Raw genomic sequence first — 16,584 nt, forward strand, 5'->3', positions numbered from 1 at the left:
CTCGCCGTGCGGCGACGCTCTTTATCACAATGACAGAGGGGCCCCAGGGCCCCTCTGTCATTGTGAGGGGGTCTGCGCTTGGCGCAGCCGGGTCAGGGCCGCCACCCGGCGCCACTGCTGCTCGGGAAACCATGACGCCAGCAACTGCTGGCGGGTCTGGGGATCCGGGTCTGTCATGGTCGCCAACGCTCCCAGATAGCCATCGAGTTGCCGTTCGAAGTGTTGACTATCCTGGTCGAGTTGCTGCAATCGGCCCTGTGCCTCGGGTCCGACCCGTTCCAGCATGGCGAGACGCCGGGCCTCGGGGGGCAGGTGCGCCATGTGCTGCAGATCGCTTATCAGCCGGCCATTGGCCTCCGCCTCCTGAAACCAGTCCGGCTGCTCGGCGAGCCAGATGTCGAGCGCCTCCCCAAGGGCCGCCTGCTCGGCGGGACTCGCCTCGGCCAGCCCCTTGCGCCTCAGGGTCCACTGCTCCATCAGCCTCTCCTCACCAAACAATCTGGCCTGCTCCTGGGGGGTGAAACTGCGTTGGCGCAGTTGCTCGCGGGAGTCGAACAGCTGGCTCAGGCTGGCGAGATCCGGGGCCTGGGGCAGGGCCAGTCTGGCCTCTTGCTGGAGAAATGCCTGATAGCGCCTCAGCAGGGGATCCGCGATGGGTTGACCGCTGGCGAGGTGCTCGACGAGCTGTTGGCGCAGGCTGGATGGGTCGGGAGCCGGGGGCTTGTCCTGCCCCTGGTTCAGCCAATAGCCGAGCAGGCCGAGCAACAGGCTGGCTATCGCCAGTGTCAGCAGCCTTGTGTTGCTCTTCACAGTCCCATCTCCTTGAGGCGGTTGGCATGTTGACGGTAGAGGCTGACCGGATCCGTCTCGAACAGATGATGGATGCCAAATGATTGATTCACTTCGTCCAGATGGTTCATCCGGTAGCCGGTGCCAATCACCTTGCCGAGGTGGCTGCTACAGACCCCCACCAGACCATCATTGGCCTCGCTGAAGAAGGTGCCGGTGAGCACCAGGGCCGGATCCACGGGATCCAGGATATTGGTCAGGTTGCCGCGCCCGCTCCAGGAGAAGTAGTAGACACCGTTATCGGCGCGCAGGGGCCCCTCGCCACAGTAGCGGCTGGGCAGGCCTTCCGGGTAGGCGGCGTTGAAGCGGGCAGCCCCTGTACTGGTGAGGGCATCCAGGGCTGCGAGAGGATCCTGAGGCAGGGTGGCGGTGCCGGACAGCAGGGAGATGACCCCGGACAGGGCGGAGGCGGCGGAGGCCGCCAGCGCTTCCCCGGCCGAGCCGGGGAGGACTCGCATCCGCACCTTGTCCGCTATCTCTGAGCCGAAGTTGACACCGCCGACGCTGGTGGCCGAGGCGACCAGCTCGGGGGCGACCGAGGCCACGTAACGAATGGTGGGGCCGCCGTGGGAGTGGCCGATGAGGTTCACCTTGTCGGCACCGGTCACGGCCAGCACTTGCTGCACCTGGGTCAGCAACTGCTCGCCCCGCAGCTCCGAGCTGGCGGTGGCAGAGACCTGGGCGACATATACCTTGGCGCCATCCCGACCGAGGGCCTGGGGGATCCCGTAGAAGTAATCCACCCCCAGCAGCTTGTCGAAACCGAACAGGCCGTGGACCAGCACTATGGGGTAACGGGTCTGGGTATAGCCGCTCGCCTGACCCAGCAGGGGCAGGGCGCAGAGCAGCAGTAACAACCATCTCTTCATATCAGCATCCTTGTTGATAGGGTCATGGACCACGTCCGGCATCATGCCAGTCCGAGCAGCATGGCTTCCGCAGGGGAACCGGGCTGTGCGGGGGATCACTAAACGGTCAGCCTCGGTCGTGGCTCCCCCATATGGGGTTGGCCGGGTCTGCTTGTTTCCTGCGGATTAGTATGAAATGATAATTAATATCATTCAACCTATGGGTGGAGCAGAGATGGCGAGACAGGATCCCATGGCCCAGTGGCGGCAACATACCCGGCTGGCGAATCACCACTTTGCCGAGGGCAATCACCTGGCGGCCCTGCCCGGTTACCGGCAGGCGCTACGCCTGGCCGAGCAGCAGTTGTTGAGCTGGCAGGATGCGGATGAGGTGGTTGCCGCCCTGGTCGTCGCCTGTCATAACCTGGCCGACCTGATGATGGCCATGGGTGAGGAGTCGAATGCCACCACATTGCTCTGTCAGGCTCATCAACAACTGCTGCAGCTGTCCCATTCACCCTCTTGTCGCAACGCACTCAGGGTGGCGGCCCTCAATCACAGTCGCCACACCCAGATGGAGCTGCTTGCCTTCCTGCGCAAACGGGGACCCAACGTTGTCATCCAGGCCTGCCTCGACCAGTGCCATTGTCAGGGGCGCAGCGCCCACACTCTTCATTGATCGCCCATTACCCAGTCGCAAGGAGTTGCCATGAATCATGTCCTGCCCGCTCTGCCCTATGCCTATGATGCACTCGAGCCCCACCTGGATGCGCTCACCATGGAGATCCATCACAGCCGCCACCATCAAACCTATGTGAACGGTCTCAACGCCGCCCTGGCCACTGCGCCTGAGTGGGCAGACAGGCCCCTCGAGCAGCTGCTGCGTGGCATCGACAGCCTGCCCGCCAGCCTGCAGGGTGCGGTGCGCAATCATGGTGGCGGCCACGCCAACCACAGCCTGTTCTGGCAGGTGATGAGCCCTCAGGGGGGCGGCCTGCCAGAGGGGGAGTTGCTGGTGGCCATCGAGCGGGATCTCGGCGGCTTCGAAGGGTTCACCAAGTTGTTCACCCAGGCGGCTCTAACCCGCTTTGGCAGTGGCTGGGCCTGGCTGGTGGTCACCCCGGCTGGCAAGTTGCAGGTCGAGAGCAGCGCCAACCAGGATAGCCCGCTGATGCTGGGATTGACCCCGGTGCTGGGTTTGGATGTGTGGGAGCATGCCTACTACCTCAAGTACCAGAACAAGCGCCCGGACTACATTGCCGCCTTCTATGAGGTGATCGACTGGCCGCAGGTGGCAGAGCATTATCGACAGGCATTGGCACGTTAAGCAGGCAGTGCCAAGTCTGCTGTGAGCCCATATAGCAAGGCCCGCCGAGGCGGGTCTTTCTCTTGCTAGCTGATGGCATTGAGTCGAATCAATCGGCCAGAGTCGCACTCGCCGCCGAAGGCGGGATCAGCTTGTTGCTGGCCAATGGCTGCAAGGGTGTGAACCGGGTCACTCGACCTGGGTCGCACTCACTGCCGAAGGCGGGATCAGCTTGTTGCTGGCCAATGGCTGCAAGGGTGTGAACCGGGTCACTCGACCTGGGTCGCACTCGCTGCCGAAGGCGGGATCAGCACCTGCTCGCCACTGGCCAGGGGCTCGGTTGGCAACGGCAGGCAGGGCTGGCTCAGCCCCAGGGTGCTGAGCGGGCGACAGGGGATGGGCTCGCCAATATTGACAGGCTGACCGAGAAACTTGGGGCCCTTGTCGAGGATATAGAGATCGAGCAGCCCCATCAGCCGGGCGAAGACTTCACGCACACGGGTGCGGATGCCCTGATAGGCGCTGGGATCTTCGGCATTGAAGCCAACCGCCTCTATGCCGAAGTGGCGGGCGATGAAGATGGCGCGTTCATTGTGGAAGGCTTGGGAGACCACGGTGAAGCGCTCCTGACCGAACACCTCCCTGGCGCGCACCATGGAGTCCAGGGTGCGAAAACCGGCGTAATCGCTATAGATGGCTTTGGCGGGAATCCCCGCCTTGATCAGGGCGCGGCGCATCTGGCGCGGCTCGTTGTACTGCAAGGTTGCGTTGTCGCCTGAGACCAGGATGTAGTCCACCTTGCCGTTGTTATAGAGCGCGCTCGCCGCCTTGATCCGGGTCTGGAAATATTGATTGGTGCCGCCGCCGACCAGGTATCTGGAGGTGCCAAGCACCAGGGCCACTCTGTTGTAGGGCACCTTGTCGACATCGTCATAGGTGTATTGACGGCTCCCGGACACGGCCCACTCCCCGTAAACCAGCAGCAGGGCGGCAGAGCCCAGCAACAGGCAGAGGCAGATGAGCAGTATCTTGCGAAGCTTCGTCATGGGCGGTCAGAGTCTGGCTTGAGGTTGAAACAGCGTGGCCGTCATTCTATTACATCTTGGTTGCCCCCGTCATGGGCAATGGCCTTATTCGAGTGGGCAGCAGCCTGTACCTGTCGCAGCACATCGTTTCTAACCCCTTGATAGAGTACGAAACTTGTGCAAAGGGGCAGCGATGGCTGCCCCTGTTTGCTATCCCTCATCCTCAATGAGCGGAGTCGTTCGCCTTGCACTCGTCGGACTCCTTGTTGGACTCCCACCAGGGCAGCAACTCGCGGCCGAGCCACTGCTGGTAGGCCTCGCTGTCGCTTGCGATAAGCGCATCCAGCTCTGCCTCGAAGTCGCTCATCGCCTGCTGCTGATTCGGGTTGCGCAGGGCCCGGGCCATGGCCAGCCAGCTGGCGCCGCGCCCTGTCTCCCTGAGGAAGCGATGCACCGTATAGGACCAGGAGTAGACCAGCTCGCCCCCCTTGTCGTAATCCAGGTGCAGTATGTCGGCCAGGCTCGGTCGTTCGGCCGCCGGGCGACCGGCGACGTTGTCCATGCCACGGGCGAAGCACTGACCGTGGGCGATGAACTCCGCCAACCCTTCCGACCACCAGGTGGTGCGATTGAGGGGGTAGTGGCCGAAGCTGCCGTGCTGGTTGAAGCGACCATCCAGGTAGTGCACGTACTCGTGGCGCAGGTTCCACACCTGGAAGGAGGGGCGCTTCCACTCAGCCTCATAGGCGAAGAAGCGGGCCTGATTGCCGGGGCGAGCCGGATCCCCTTCGATGTAGATGCCGCCGTTGTCGGTGGATACGCCACCAAACAGGGCGCTGCCGTAGCGTTTCCAGTCGGCGGAGGAGTCGAAGATCACCAGCTCCAGTGCCTCGTTGAGATCGTCCGCCACCGGCTGCCAGCCTGTTTCCAGCTGCTGATGGAACTGCTCTTCCTCGGCACCCAGCTCGCGGCAGATACCGTCGGCCTCGGCCTGGCTCAGCTGCTGGGCCCGCAGGCGCAGGGTCGGCGAGCAGGTGTGCTCGAACGGCAGCACATCCTCCAGCCGGATCGGGGTGCAGAGTCCGGCAAAGTCACCGCTGATGCAGGCCTCGCCGGTGCGATCCGTGTAGGTCAGGTAGTAGGTGGAGAGGGTCAGCGACATGTCGTCCAGCAGCGTCTGGCTCTGCTGGCCACCCGGGATCAGGCCGTGATGACGGATGAGCGCGATGACTGAGCCATCCAGCAGGGTGCGATAGCCTTCGCTCTCGTCCGGACGGGTATAACGGGCGACCCGGTAGAGGCGGGTATAGGCATCGAGCACGTTGTTGAGCAGGAACAGATCCGCTCCGTCCCGTCCTTGCCACAAGGCGAGCTCGCTCATGCCGAGGGCGTGCAGCTGTTTGCGCAGCTCGCCATCCTGCTGGCGGAAGTCGGCGGCGAAGGCGTCGCTATGGTCACTGGCGAAGTCGAGGAAGTTGAGCAGATCGAACAGGCCGGTGGCCCAGGCATGCTGACCATTGATCTCGCTGGCGTGGCGGGTGCTATAAGCCAGCATCTGGTTGAACTGGCCGAGCAGGGTGCCGAAACGGCTCTGCACCGCCGGGCTCTTGAACTGGCCGTGCAGGGCGATACTCCAGGCACCCATGACGGCGCCCACCTCATCGCTGGCCTGCTCCGGATAGAGCAGCGGATGGGCGCCGAGCGCGGTCAATGCTTCGGCCAGCGCCTCGGCGGCGGCCGGGCCATCTTCCTTGTGCTTGCCATGGTTGTGATAGTTGTGGGCGCGCACATATTCCAGCAGCAGCTTCATGGCCGGATGGGCGGGCTGATTGGCCGCCAGCAGACTCTGCATGCCCCGTGACACCGCCAGCAGCTTGCGGTCATCGTGGCCATAGTTTTCCTGCCAGACGGGAGCGGGCTGACCGCTGGCGTCCTGCACTATCCTGGCGGCATCGGCATCCAGCAGATCCGTGCCCGGTTGCTCCGGCTCGGCGCAGGGGCGGCCATCTGCGCGACGGCAGTCGAGCTGCTCCTCCTTGCTGGCCAGCACTATGGGGCGATTGAGCACCCGGCTCTCTTGCCATTCGTCGGTCTGTGGCAGTGTCTGCCATTCGCTGCCACCGACCGGGAATTGATAGCCGCTGTCTTTGAGCACCACCTGCACCTCGCTGCCGGCGGGCAGGGTCTGGCGGCACACCCGGTAGCTGATGGTGTTGTCCCCCTCCTGGCGGGTCTGGGGCTCATCGCACTCCTGTTGGGTCTTGCTCTCGCCGAGCTGCCAGCTGTACTGGCGCCAGAGGTGCAGCTCGCGGACCTGGCTGGCGGCCTGACTGCCTGGCACCGGTTGCAGGCGGAAGAAGATCTGCTCGAGGCGGCCGTCCCGCTCATTGGGGGTCTCCTCCAGCACGCTGAGCTGTTGCCAGTCTCGGGGCTGGTACTGCCAAAGCTGCTCGGCGCAGCGCCCCTCGGTATTGAGCTCGCAGCGATCCAGCTCCTGCTCGCTGTGAGCCAGTATGATGCGCTCGGGGAGCGGCAGACTGTCCTGACGCGGGGCGGTCGGGGTGCCCGTCAGCGGCTCCCAGCGGCCCTGTTTCAGGCCGTAGCCAAAGTCATAGCTGCTGGCCGGGATGGCCTTGCCCAAAGGCACCACCTCCTCGCAGTTGAGGTAGCGGATCTGCCAGCCCTGCTCGACCTTGAGCTGGGGCTTGCCGCAGGCTTGCTCCGCCAGAGCACTGAGGTCGCTATCGTTCCAGTCGAAGCGGCGGTAGACCCTCAGTTGCTGATAGGGGGCATTGTCATCGTGAGCGCTGAGCTCGTAGGTCACTTCGGTGACCCGATCGCTCAGCTGGCGGCTGGATTCACCGTTCAACCGGTACTCTTGCCAGTCGGGGGAGTAGTTGGCCAGTGCCGAGGTGGCGAGCAGGCCGGGAGCCGCCAGGAGCAGCAGCCTTGTACCCAGATAGTTCATGGTTATCCCTTTTTTATTGTCTGCGTGGTTAGCGCGGGCAATGTACAGGGCCCCAAAAGGGTATCAACTGACCATCTTGGTCTTATAAATCATGTATTTAATCTGGTTAATAACAAAATGAGCCCCATAAGGGGCTGGCGTGATAGCAAGGACTCAGCGCCATTTGGGGGGCAGGTCTCAGTCCCCGGTGTGCAGGCTCCGGGCGAGCAGGGTGCGGGAGGGTTTCAGGCTGCTGCCGAGATCCGGCCAGGGCAGCCAGCGGTCCGGCACCATAAAGCCGGGTAACGCCTGCCTGATCCAGGCGGCCAGCTCGGCGTGGGGCACGGGCTCGCCGTGCCAGTCGATGAAGGCGGCGGGGCGCTGGCCCCATTCCTCATCCGGGATGGGCACCACCAGCGCCTGGGCCACGGCGCCGTGATCCACCAGTCGCTGCTCTATGGTCTCGGGCTGGATGTTTTCGCCCCCGGAGATAAACAGGTTGTCGAGCCGCCCCTCCACCACCAGTTCCCCGTCCGCGTTGAAGTGGCCCTTGTCCCGGGTGTGGAACCAGCCCTCCTCGTCCAGGGGGCGTTCCAGCTCCCCGGCCTGGAAATAACCGGCAAACAGGGTGTCGCCGCGCACGCAGATCTCGTCTTGCTGGATGCAGACTTCCCGCCCGGGCAGGGGCAAGCCGACCACGCCCGCTGCGGCAGGCTGGCCGGTGCAGACCTGACTGCCCATCTCGGAGAGGCCATAGCTCGACTTGGGGGTAAAGCCCATGGCAGTGAGACGGTTCACCAGCGGCTGCGGGATGGCGGCGCCGCCGAGCAGCAGTTCGCGCAAACGGGTGCGGGCGGGGTCGAAGCCTTGCGCCAGCAGGCGCCAGAGCTGGGTCGGCACCAGGGAGAGGTGGGTGATGGGCAGGCGTTCGAGGCGATCCTTGAGGGGCTGGCTGCGATCGTCAAGCACCAGGCTGGCCCCCGCCAGAAAGACCCGAAACAGGATGGCGTAGCCGCCGACGTGAAACAGCGGCAGAGAGAGCAGCCAGCCACAGTCGCCATCGAGGGGGATCAGGCTGGCCGAGCCCCGGGCCGAGGCGAGGTGATTGGCGAGGCGATGCACCACCGCCTTGGGGGTGCCGCTGGACCCCGAGGTGAGCACCATGTTGTTCAGCCCATCGGGATCCCATGAGAGGGTCTGGCCGGTGGCGGGAAGTGCATGGTTGAAATCCAGCCTGAGCGATTGCCATGGGCCAGCCGGTGTCTCATCTGCCGACCAGAAGGCGGTCGCGGCCAGCTGATGGGCCAGCTCCCCTTGTCTGGCAAGGGGAAAGGCCGGATTGAGGGGACAAAACAGAATGCCGCTGCGCACACAGGCCCATGCCAGCAGCACATCGTCCAGGGCGCCGCGCACCACGGCGGCCAAGTGATCCCCTCTGTGGATTCCCGCTTGTGCCAGCTGTTGGCAGAGACTGTTGAGTCGCTCATCGAGTTGCCGATAGCTGAGCGGGGTGGCGGCATGAATGGCGATGCGGGTCGGGGCTAGCCCAGCCCAGTGGCGTACCGGGCAGTGAGTCGAGGGGGGTTGTTCAATCACGCAGGTACAGAGTCTCCAGGCAGGCGGGATCGGGCTCGCCATCTGCCCCCAGCAGATCGCTGGCGAGCCAGCGGCGGGTGTCCAGACCCGGGGCCTGATCCGGCGCCCACTCGGCGGCGAGGCGGGCGAGTTGACCCAGCCCCACTCCCGACTCGAAGCAGGATGAGACGATCACTTTCAGCCGCAGTTCGCGGGCACGGGCCACCAGTGCCTCGCTGTTGGCCAGCGCCCCGAGCAGCATGGGCTTGAGCACCAGCGCCTTGAGTTGGGGGATGGGTTGCCAGGGTTTGCCCTGTACCAGCAACTCGTCGAGGGCGACGGGCATGCCGGTACGGCTGGCGACGAAGGCGATATCCTCGAAGCTGGCGCAGGGATCTTCCAGGTATTCGATGCGGTGTGGATCCAGGTGGCCGCAGAAGGCCCAGGCCTCCTCTCGGGTCCAACCCTGGTTGGCATCCAGCACGAGATTGAGAGTGGGGCGCCGGTCGAGCAGCAGGCGGATCAGCGCCAGCTCGTCGCGCATGGGATAGCGGGCCACCTTCAGCTTGGCTTTGGCTGGCGTCTGGTGCAGCCACTCCTTCCAGTGCTTGAGCAGATCCTGGGGGGCGCCCTGGATCAGCGGATAAGGCTCGGGCAGCGGCTTGTCCTGAGCGGGCCAGTGGCGGCGCGCGCAGTCAAAACCGAACTGCACCGAGGGCAGGCGCGGGGCCGGTGTCTCCCCCCGGGCCAGCTGTTCCAGGCAGGCTCTGGCCTCCGTTTCGGCCTCGGCCAGGGATTCCTGGGAGAAGCCGGGCAGGGGGGCTATCTCGCCCCAACCCAGGGGGGTGCGCAGCAACAGACCCTGGCGCACCGACTCGACCCGGCCATGGAAGCTCAGGGGCTGGGTAAAGGGGAGCTGGTAGCGGTACAGGGCATATTTCATCAGGGGTTGCGCTTGTATTTGGAGAAGTCGGGGCGGCGTTTCTCGTTGAAGGCGTTGCGACCCTCCTGACCCTCTTCGGTCATGTAGAACAGCATGGTGGCATTGCCCGCCAGCTCCTGCAGACCAGCCTGACCGTCGCAGTCGGCATTGAGGGCCGCCTTCAGGCAGCGCAGGGCCATGGGGCTGTTTTGCAGCATCTCCCGGCACCAGCGCACCGTCTCGCGCTCCAGCTCGGCCAGGGGTACCACGGTATTGACCAGCCCCATGTCGAGGGCTTGGCTAGCGTCGTACATGCGGCACAGGAACCAGATCTCGCGCGCCTTCTTCTGACCGACGATGCGGGCCATGTAGGAGGCACCCCAGCCGCCGTCGAAGGAGCCAACCTTGGGGCCGGTCTGGCCGAACTGGGCGTTGTCCGCCGCGACGGTCAAATCACACATCATGTGCAGCACGTGGCCACCGCCGACCGCATAACCGGCCACCATGGCGACCACGGGTTTGGGGCAGGTGCGGATGTCGCGCTGGAAGTCGAGCACGTTGAGGTGATGGGTGCCTTCGTCATCCTGATAGCCACCGTAGTCGCCGCGGATCTTCTGGTCGCCACCGGCGCAGAATGCCTTCTCACCGAAGCCGGTCAGGATGATGGTACCGATATGATCGTCGTAACGGGCATCGGCCAGGGCCTGCAGCATCTCCTTGACGGTGCGGGGGCGGAAGGCGTTGCGCACCTGGGGACGATTGATGGTGATCTTGGCGATGCCATCCTGAGACTTGTGATAGAGGATGTCCTCGTAACCGGCAGAACAATCCTGCCACTCAATGGGGGCGTACAGTTCCGCTTCCGTCATTGCTTCAATCATCTGTGCTCTCTTCTCGTTGTTGTCCTGCCCACTCCCTGAGGATCCGGGCAAATTGCGCGGGTTGGCTGGCGTGCAGATTATGGCCGCCATCCAGCGTCAAGTGTCTGATTCTGGGGTTCTGGCTCCCCAGCTGGCAAGCCAGATTGTGAAATTTCCGATCCCGTTGGCCGGAGAGATATGCGACCGGCAACGGGGTGGCTGCCAACCAGGGTGCCAAATCTGGCTGCTGACCGAGGGAGGTGGCTCTGAGCATGGCGGCGACGGCGCGACCGTCATTGCCGAGTCGTCTGGCTCGCTGCCGCTCTCTTTGTCCTTCATCAAGATCCGCAAACACCTCCTGGCGATACCAGTCTGCCAGCACCTGGGCCAGAGGTTCAGTGTCGAAGCGTCTGGCCCAGCCCTCGTCGTGGGCGATGCGGGCGGCCCGCTCTGCCTGCGGCAGGCCCGGGTGGCTGTTCTCCAGCAGCAGCGCGCACAGACCGGCAGGCTGCTGGCTGGCGTGATAGAGGGCGAGCCGACCGCCGAGGGAGTAACCCACCAGCCGGTAACGGGAGATGCCTCTCGCCCGCAGCGCAGCGCACAGCCATTGATCAGCCTGCTCGAAGCCATTCACTCCGAGCCCCCGATTGTCACCATGGCCAGGCAAGTCCAGCGCAATCATCGGGCATGCTGGCAGGGCATCCATCACCGGCTGCCAGTCGCGGCCATCGCCGAGCAGCCCATGGAGCAGTACCAGGGGCACCCTGTCGGCGGACAGCGGCTCAGTGGCCACGGATCTGCACCCCCAGAGCATGGAGATCCTCGGCCACTTCGCGGCTCGGTACCTTGATTTCAATCAGGATTGCGCCGTTTTCCCGAGGGCGGTTTTCCAAGGCGGCAACATAGGCATGTTCAAATTCCGCCAATGTGGTCGGGGCATGATAGCCCAGGCCAAACATGGCGGCGGCCTGGGCAAAGCCCAGTCCGTGGGGCAGGCAGTAGTAATGCTCCAGCAGCTCGCCCCTGGGCACGGGCAGCATGCGAAATATGCTGCCGCCATCGTTGTTGAGAATGATGACCACCAGGGGGGCCTGCGCCTTGGTGAGCAGGGCCAGACTGTTGAGATCGTGCAGGGCGCTGAGATCGCCGATGAGCAGGGTGGTGGGCTCGGGGCTGGTCTGGGCGAAACCGTAGGCGGTGGCGATCAGGCCATCGATGCCGGAGGCGCCGCGATTGGTCATCACCCGGCAGGGGCCCTTGCCCGTTTCGCCGAGCATGTCCATCAGCCGGGCTGGCATGCTGTTGCCGACAAACAGCTGCCCCTCGATGAGCGACCCCAGGCGGTGACACACACCGAGTTCGGAGAAGCGATCGCAGGCGGCGGCTATCTTCTGGCTGCTGGCGTGCTGCACGTCGTGCAGTCGGTGCCAGGGGGCATGAGCCGAGGGTTGGGGGTGGGCGGCCATGAAGGCGGCGGGGGAGCAGAGCAGGCGGCGGCGCAGCCGATAGTCGGGGTCGAGCCTGGCCGGTTGGGGGTCGATGAGCCAGTAATCCTGCCAGGGATGGCTCTTGATAAACTGACCGAGCCGTTTTGAGATGAGGCGGGCGCCAAATTGCAGCAACACCTCGGCCCGGGCCAGCTCGGCACGAAAGTGGTCATCTTGCAGGGCCAGATCATGGTGACCGAGATTGCGATCATCGAAGTGGAGCTGGCTCTGCAGATCCGCCAATAGCGGCCAGCCGAGCCGCTCGCTCAGGGCGGCGATGGCGCTGGCCTGCGCGGGATCCTCGATGCGACCGGCGACGATGATGCCTCGCTTGGTACTCCATTCAGACCAATCCGGCTGGGCCGGGCAGGGGGTGTCACTCGTCTGCCAGGGGCTCCAGGGCCGATCCGACTGCAGCCAGTCGCCGAGCGGAGCCAGATACTCGCTGACATCGAGATACTCATCCCCCGGGTAGAGGGGCTCTGGGTACATGCAATTGAAGTGCACCGGCCCCGGGGTCAGCGCCTGCCTGGCCAGGGCCTGATCCACCGAGCTCAGCACGAAGGCGGCGGGGATGGTTGGGCTTGGGCTCGGCAGGTTCTGTTGATAGACGGGGTAGCGAGCGAAGATGCCCTGCTGATCTATGGCCTGATTGGCGCCGTTGTCGATGAGCTCCGGGGGGCGATCCGCGGTCAGCAGGATCAGGGGCACCCCGGTCAGCTGGGCTTCCGCCACCGCGGGCCAGAGGTTGGCCACCGCCGTGCCCGAGGTGGTGATGATGGCAACCGGGCGGCCACTGCCCTTGGCCAGCCCCAGGGCCATGAAGCCCAGTCCCCGCTCGTCGAAGTGCAGGTGACGGCGAAAGCCGGGGTGGGCCGCCGCCGCCATGGTCAGCGGTGCCGAGCGTGATCCGGCGGCCAGCGCCAGGTCGCGTACCCCGAGGCGATGGAGCTCCTCCAGCAGGAGGGAGGACCAGACGTGATTGAAGGTGGCATGACGGCTCGCGAACATGAGGCTCTCGCTATGGGGGTTGGTGCTATCCCAGCAGGGACAGGACGTTGGCTATCTTGTTGTCGAGTTCGGCCCACTCGGCGGCAGGCTCTGACCCTGCGACTATGCCTGCCCCGGCGAACAAGGTGACCGTTTGGGGCCTGATCAGGGCGCTGCGAATGGCGACGCTGAATTCCGAGGTTTCCCGGCTCAGCATGCCACAGGCGCCCGCATACCAGCCGCGAGCATGGGGTTCATGGTCGCGGATAAAGCGCAGGGCCGCTTCCCGGGGGGCACCGCCTACCGCCGGGGTCGGGTGCAGGGCCGCCAGCAGTTGCCCGTCGCTCACGGTGGGATGCAATTCGGCCTCGATGTCGCACTTGAGGTGTTGCAGCAGCCGCAACTTCAGTACGCGAGGCTCGGTCAGGGTGGCGTCATGGGTCAGGGGCGCGAGGCGTTGCAGTATGTCGGCCTGCACCAGCCGATTCTCGAGCCGGTTCTTGCCATCGCCCATCAGCTCGGCGGCGAGCAGGGCATCCGCCGCCTCGTCACCGCAGCGGCGTATGGTGCCCGCCAGCGCTTCGGTATAGAGGTGGCGCTGCTCCCGGCGATAGAGACGCTCGGGGGAGCAGGCGATAAAGGCCTGCTCTGGCTCGAACTGGAAACCGAACTGGAAGCACTCCTCGGCCTGCAGCGTCCAGCTTGCCAGCAGGCTCCAGGGATTGACCCTGGCCCCCTCGAGCCGGCTCTCCCGGGAGAGCACCACCTTCGGGGTTTGCGCCTGGAAGTCGGGGGCGGTGACCGCCGCCACCAGCGTTTGCCACTGGGGGAAATCCGGGCTGTCGTGGCGTTGCCACTGCTGGGGCAGCAGGGGCGGCAGAGGCGCTTCGGGTTGCAGGCTGGCGAGGGCTGCGATGGCGCTGTCCAGCTCGGCTTCCCGGTTGTGTTCATCGAACCAGAGATTGAGGCAGAGGTGGGTGCATTCGCCCCGGCGTATCAGCTCGATGCGTGGCAGCACGAAGCGACAGGAGCCAAAGCCCTGCCAGTCATGCTGCCTGGGATCGAAGGCGAGGCCGCCGTAATAGCGCGGGCTCTCATCCTGATTGTCATGGGCAAAGGTCTGCTGGATCTGCTCGGGCCCGGTCAGTTCGTGGATGCAACCCAGGGCCACATAGTGGGGTTTATCACTCCCCCTGGCATGCCAGTAGATGCGTGGGTACAGGGTCTGGGCGTTGAGCCAGCCGAGGAAAGAGTCCACCTCAATAGCCACGCGCACTCTTGCCAGGCCGCAGGCCTTGTCGTGACGCAGGGCGTCCAGTTGTTCCTTGATATGGGTCTGAGCCAACATGGATTTCGTATCCGAGCCTTGGGGTAGCGGTCTAATGGGCGGGTGTCGGCCGCTGGTTGATGCCAAAAGGGCGATTATTCCTATATATTATCTGCCCATTCATCCATGTACATTGCCCGAGGGAGCCCGGCTCCCAGGCTGGCAAGTATACCCAAATCCGTTTCGATAACCCTTAACACGATCAATATCTGATTGTTTGGCCATCAAAATATGACAAATACCTTCTCTGTGTGGTTGTTGGCGGCGCGTTTGCGAACCCTGCCCCTGGCCTGCTCTTCCATCTTGCTGGGGTCGGGCCTGGCCGCCAGTCGTGGCACCTTCGATCTCGGCATCATGGTGCTCTCCCTGCTGACCGCCATTTTGCTGCAGATCCTCTCCAATCTGGCCAATGACTATGGCGATGCTGTCTCAGGGGCGGACAATGGCGAGCGGATCGGCCCCCAGCGCGCCGTGGTCTCCGGACTTATCACCAGGCAGCAGATGTGTCTGGCCATGGGGCTGACCGCTTTGGCCGCCGTGGTGAGCGGCCTCGCCCTGTTGATCACTGTCTTCGGTGAGCAGTGGCTGCAGATCCTCGCCTTCGTCGGTCTGGGGGGGGCCGCCATCATCGCGGCCATCACCTACACGGTCGGCAAGACCCCTTATGGCTATCGCGGCTTCGGCGATATTTCGGTGTTCCTCTTCTTCGGTCTGCTCGGTGTGCTCGGCTCCTACTATCTGTTCACCCAGAGCCTGCAGTGGGATCTGCTGCTGCCCGCCACCGCCTGCGGCCTGCTGGCCACCGCCGTGCTCAACATCAACAACGTGCGCGACATCGAGACGGACGCCGCCAGCGGCAAGATCACCCTGGCGGTGCGGCTCGGTCGCAACCGCGCCATCGCCTACCACTGGAGCCTGCTGGGGGCGGCATTGCTCGCCACCATGGCTTTTCTGCTGATTCAGCCTGCCAGCCTCTGGCCCTGGATCTTCCTGCCCGCCCTCAAGCCGCTCACCGATGCCGCGCGCACCCTGCGCCAGAGCTATGACGGTGAGGTGTTGACCGGCGCCCTCAAGAAGACCGCCATCAGCGCGTTTCTCTACAGTCTGTTGCTCTCCGTCGGCCTGGCGCTCTCCTGAGTACCCGCCCTTGACGTCATGTGCAGAAGAGGCGCCCTGGGGCGCCTCTTCTCATGGTGAAGGCGGTGGCATCGCGCGCGGGCTAACCGGCCGGGTGTCGCTCATCCGCAGGCTGGCGCAAAACAGCCCCTGTTCCAGGCGGGTTGTTATCTGCCAGCCGAGCTTATCGCAGATGCGCGTTATGATGGTGAGGCCGCAGCCGTAGCCCAGGATCTGATCCGGCGCCGCTGCCGTGGGGTTGCTGATGGTGAGATGATCCCCCTTGAGCACTATCTCGATGTGGCCCTCGGCATAGCTCAGGGCATTCTTGAGCAGGTTGCCAAGGGCAATGGCGAGCAGGGAGAGGGGGGCCTGCACTTCGCTTTGGGCATCGAGGTCGAGGCGGATATCCAGGGGCTCGCGTTGCAGCAGGGGGGCGAGGCGGGCCAGCTCCCGCTGGATCAGTGGCGCGACGCGCTGAGCTGAGCGCTCCACCGCCTCCTTGCGACCCAGCAGCAGGAAAGTGTCGGTCAGTAGCGCCATCTCCTCGCTGGCGGCGCGAATGCGGCTGGTGGCCCGGGCGGCGGGGGCGGGCAAGTCTGTTACCTTGCCGAGCAGGGCGGCCGAGCCCTGGATCACCATGTTGGGGGTGCGCAGCTCGTGGCTGGCGAAGCGGCTGAACTCCTGCTCCCGGGCGAACACGGCGGCCACCTCCTGCTTGCCAGCCAGCAGTGCCTGCTCTATGTCCCTCAGTTCCTGCCAGGGGGCGTCGGGGATGAAATCCTCGCTGCCCGGGGTGAGGTGGGCGACCCTCTGCTGCAATCGCTCAAGGGGCCCGGTGATCAGGCGCACCAGCCAGATGCCAAAGCCGATACAACCCAGCAGCAGGGCCAGCCCGATCAGCCGGGTGGTCAGATGCAACTTGTCTTCGTAAGGATCCAGATAGTCATCGGCATCGTCATTGAACACCAGATAGAGCAAGCCCTGGCCGGATGGGTGGGGCCGCACCAGGAAGTGTTTGTCCTCCTTGCCGAGCTGGTGTTCGAAGAAGCCCGGGCTCTGATAGGGTTTGAGCCAGGCTGGCAGGCGACCCCGCTCGGTCCAGTAGCTGGAGAATTGGCGCGGGCTGGGGGCCGGGGCCGCCAGCCCGAGTCGCAACCAGTCATCGTTGTAGCGGGTGACTTCGGCCTCCAGCCAGTGCTGCAGGCTCAGCTCTTCCATCTTGTCTTCGGCCACCACCATCAGCAGGCTGATGAGGGTCAGCAGCAACAGACCCGCCGCGCTCAGGCTCAGGATCAGGCGGCGGCGTAAACTGGGCAGGCTCATCTTGTC

14 protein-coding genes are annotated in these 16,584 nt (G+C 64.5%); 3 read left to right on the top strand and 11 right to left on the bottom strand.

Annotated features, from left to right (window positions below):
- Positions 1-57 precede the first annotated feature (57 nt).
- Both KYK33_RS01640 and KYK33_RS01645 read right to left on the bottom strand, forming a co-directional pair.
- The gene (locus KYK33_RS01640; RefSeq protein ID WP_224431839.1) at positions 58-810 is read right to left on the bottom strand and encodes a lipase secretion chaperone; all 753 of its coding nucleotides are present in this window, start codon (positions 808-810) and stop codon (positions 58-60) included.
- Positions 807-1,718, bottom strand: a complete 912-nt coding sequence (locus KYK33_RS01645; RefSeq protein WP_042039989.1) for a lipase family alpha/beta hydrolase — start codon at positions 1,716-1,718, stop codon at positions 807-809. Before KYK33_RS01645 ends, KYK33_RS01640 begins: the two co-directional genes overlap by 4 nt.
- Before the next feature lie 214 nt (positions 1,719-1,932).
- Here KYK33_RS01645 and KYK33_RS01650 point away from each other — a divergent pair, with 214 nt between their 5' ends.
- Both KYK33_RS01650 and KYK33_RS01655 read left to right on the top strand, forming a co-directional pair.
- On the top strand, positions 1,933-2,376 hold the full coding sequence (locus KYK33_RS01650) for a DUF2753 family protein (protein WP_224431840.1): 444 nt from the start codon (positions 1,933-1,935) through the stop codon (positions 2,374-2,376).
- A gap of 30 nt (positions 2,377-2,406) precedes the next feature.
- Positions 2,407-3,024, top strand: a complete 618-nt coding sequence (locus KYK33_RS01655) for a superoxide dismutase (protein ID WP_042039985.1) — start codon at positions 2,407-2,409, stop codon at positions 3,022-3,024.
- A 248-nt stretch (positions 3,025-3,272) separates the two neighbouring features.
- Here the strand turns inward: KYK33_RS01655 and KYK33_RS01660 are convergent, their stop codons facing one another.
- The 8 genes from KYK33_RS01660 to KYK33_RS01695 all read right to left on the bottom strand — a co-directional run bounded on the left by KYK33_RS01660 (position 3,273) and on the right by KYK33_RS01695 (position 14,157).
- Positions 3,273-4,049 (bottom strand): SanA/YdcF family protein, encoded by a 777-nt coding sequence (locus KYK33_RS01660; protein ID WP_224431841.1) that lies wholly within the window; start codon positions 4,047-4,049, stop codon positions 3,273-3,275.
- Between the two features lie 202 nt (positions 4,050-4,251).
- Entirely contained in the window at positions 4,252-6,996 is a 2,745-nt protein-coding gene (locus tag KYK33_RS01665) for a collagenase (protein WP_224431842.1), read from the bottom strand.
- A 177-nt stretch (positions 6,997-7,173) separates the two neighbouring features.
- Entirely contained in the window at positions 7,174-8,571 is a 1,398-nt protein-coding gene (gene menE / locus KYK33_RS01670; protein WP_224431843.1) for an o-succinylbenzoate--CoA ligase, read from the bottom strand.
- Entirely contained in the window at positions 8,564-9,493 is a 930-nt protein-coding gene (gene menC, locus KYK33_RS01675) for an o-succinylbenzoate synthase (protein WP_224431844.1), read from the bottom strand. Before menC ends, menE begins: the two co-directional genes overlap by 8 nt.
- On the bottom strand, positions 9,493-10,353 hold the full coding sequence (menB, locus tag KYK33_RS01680) for a 1,4-dihydroxy-2-naphthoyl-CoA synthase (protein ID WP_042039977.1): 861 nt from the start codon (positions 10,351-10,353) through the stop codon (positions 9,493-9,495). Before menB ends, menC begins: the two co-directional genes overlap by 1 nt.
- Positions 10,346-11,146, bottom strand: coding sequence for a 2-succinyl-6-hydroxy-2,4-cyclohexadiene-1-carboxylate synthase (gene menH, locus KYK33_RS01685; RefSeq protein WP_396021375.1), 801 nt, complete (start codon positions 11,144-11,146; stop codon positions 10,346-10,348). Before menH ends, menB begins: the two co-directional genes overlap by 8 nt.
- The gene (gene menD, locus KYK33_RS01690; RefSeq protein ID WP_224431846.1) at positions 11,115-12,830 is read right to left on the bottom strand and encodes a 2-succinyl-5-enolpyruvyl-6-hydroxy-3-cyclohexene-1-carboxylic-acid synthase; all 1,716 of its coding nucleotides are present in this window, start codon (positions 12,828-12,830) and stop codon (positions 11,115-11,117) included. Before menD ends, menH begins: the two co-directional genes overlap by 32 nt.
- Positions 12,831-12,855: 25 nt before the next feature.
- Positions 12,856-14,157, bottom strand: coding sequence for an isochorismate synthase (locus KYK33_RS01695; RefSeq protein ID WP_224431847.1), 1,302 nt, complete (start codon positions 14,155-14,157; stop codon positions 12,856-12,858).
- A gap of 210 nt (positions 14,158-14,367) precedes the next feature.
- Between KYK33_RS01695 and KYK33_RS01700 the strand changes: the two genes are divergently transcribed.
- Positions 14,368-15,273 carry a 1,4-dihydroxy-2-naphthoate polyprenyltransferase gene (locus KYK33_RS01700; protein ID WP_224431848.1) on the top strand — a complete coding sequence of 302 codons (906 nt, stop codon included), beginning with the start codon at positions 14,368-14,370 and terminating at the stop codon, positions 15,271-15,273.
- A 51-nt stretch (positions 15,274-15,324) separates the two neighbouring features.
- On the opposite strand, the gene KYK33_RS01705 is transcribed toward KYK33_RS01700, so the two are convergent.
- Positions 15,325-16,578, bottom strand: coding sequence for a sensor histidine kinase (locus KYK33_RS01705; protein WP_224431849.1), 1,254 nt, complete (start codon positions 16,576-16,578; stop codon positions 15,325-15,327).
- Between the last annotated feature and the right edge of the window lie 6 nt (positions 16,579-16,584).

Source organism: Aeromonas rivuli (genome assembly GCF_020149575.1).
GTDB lineage: Bacteria > Pseudomonadota > Gammaproteobacteria > Enterobacterales > Aeromonadaceae > Aeromonas > Aeromonas rivuli.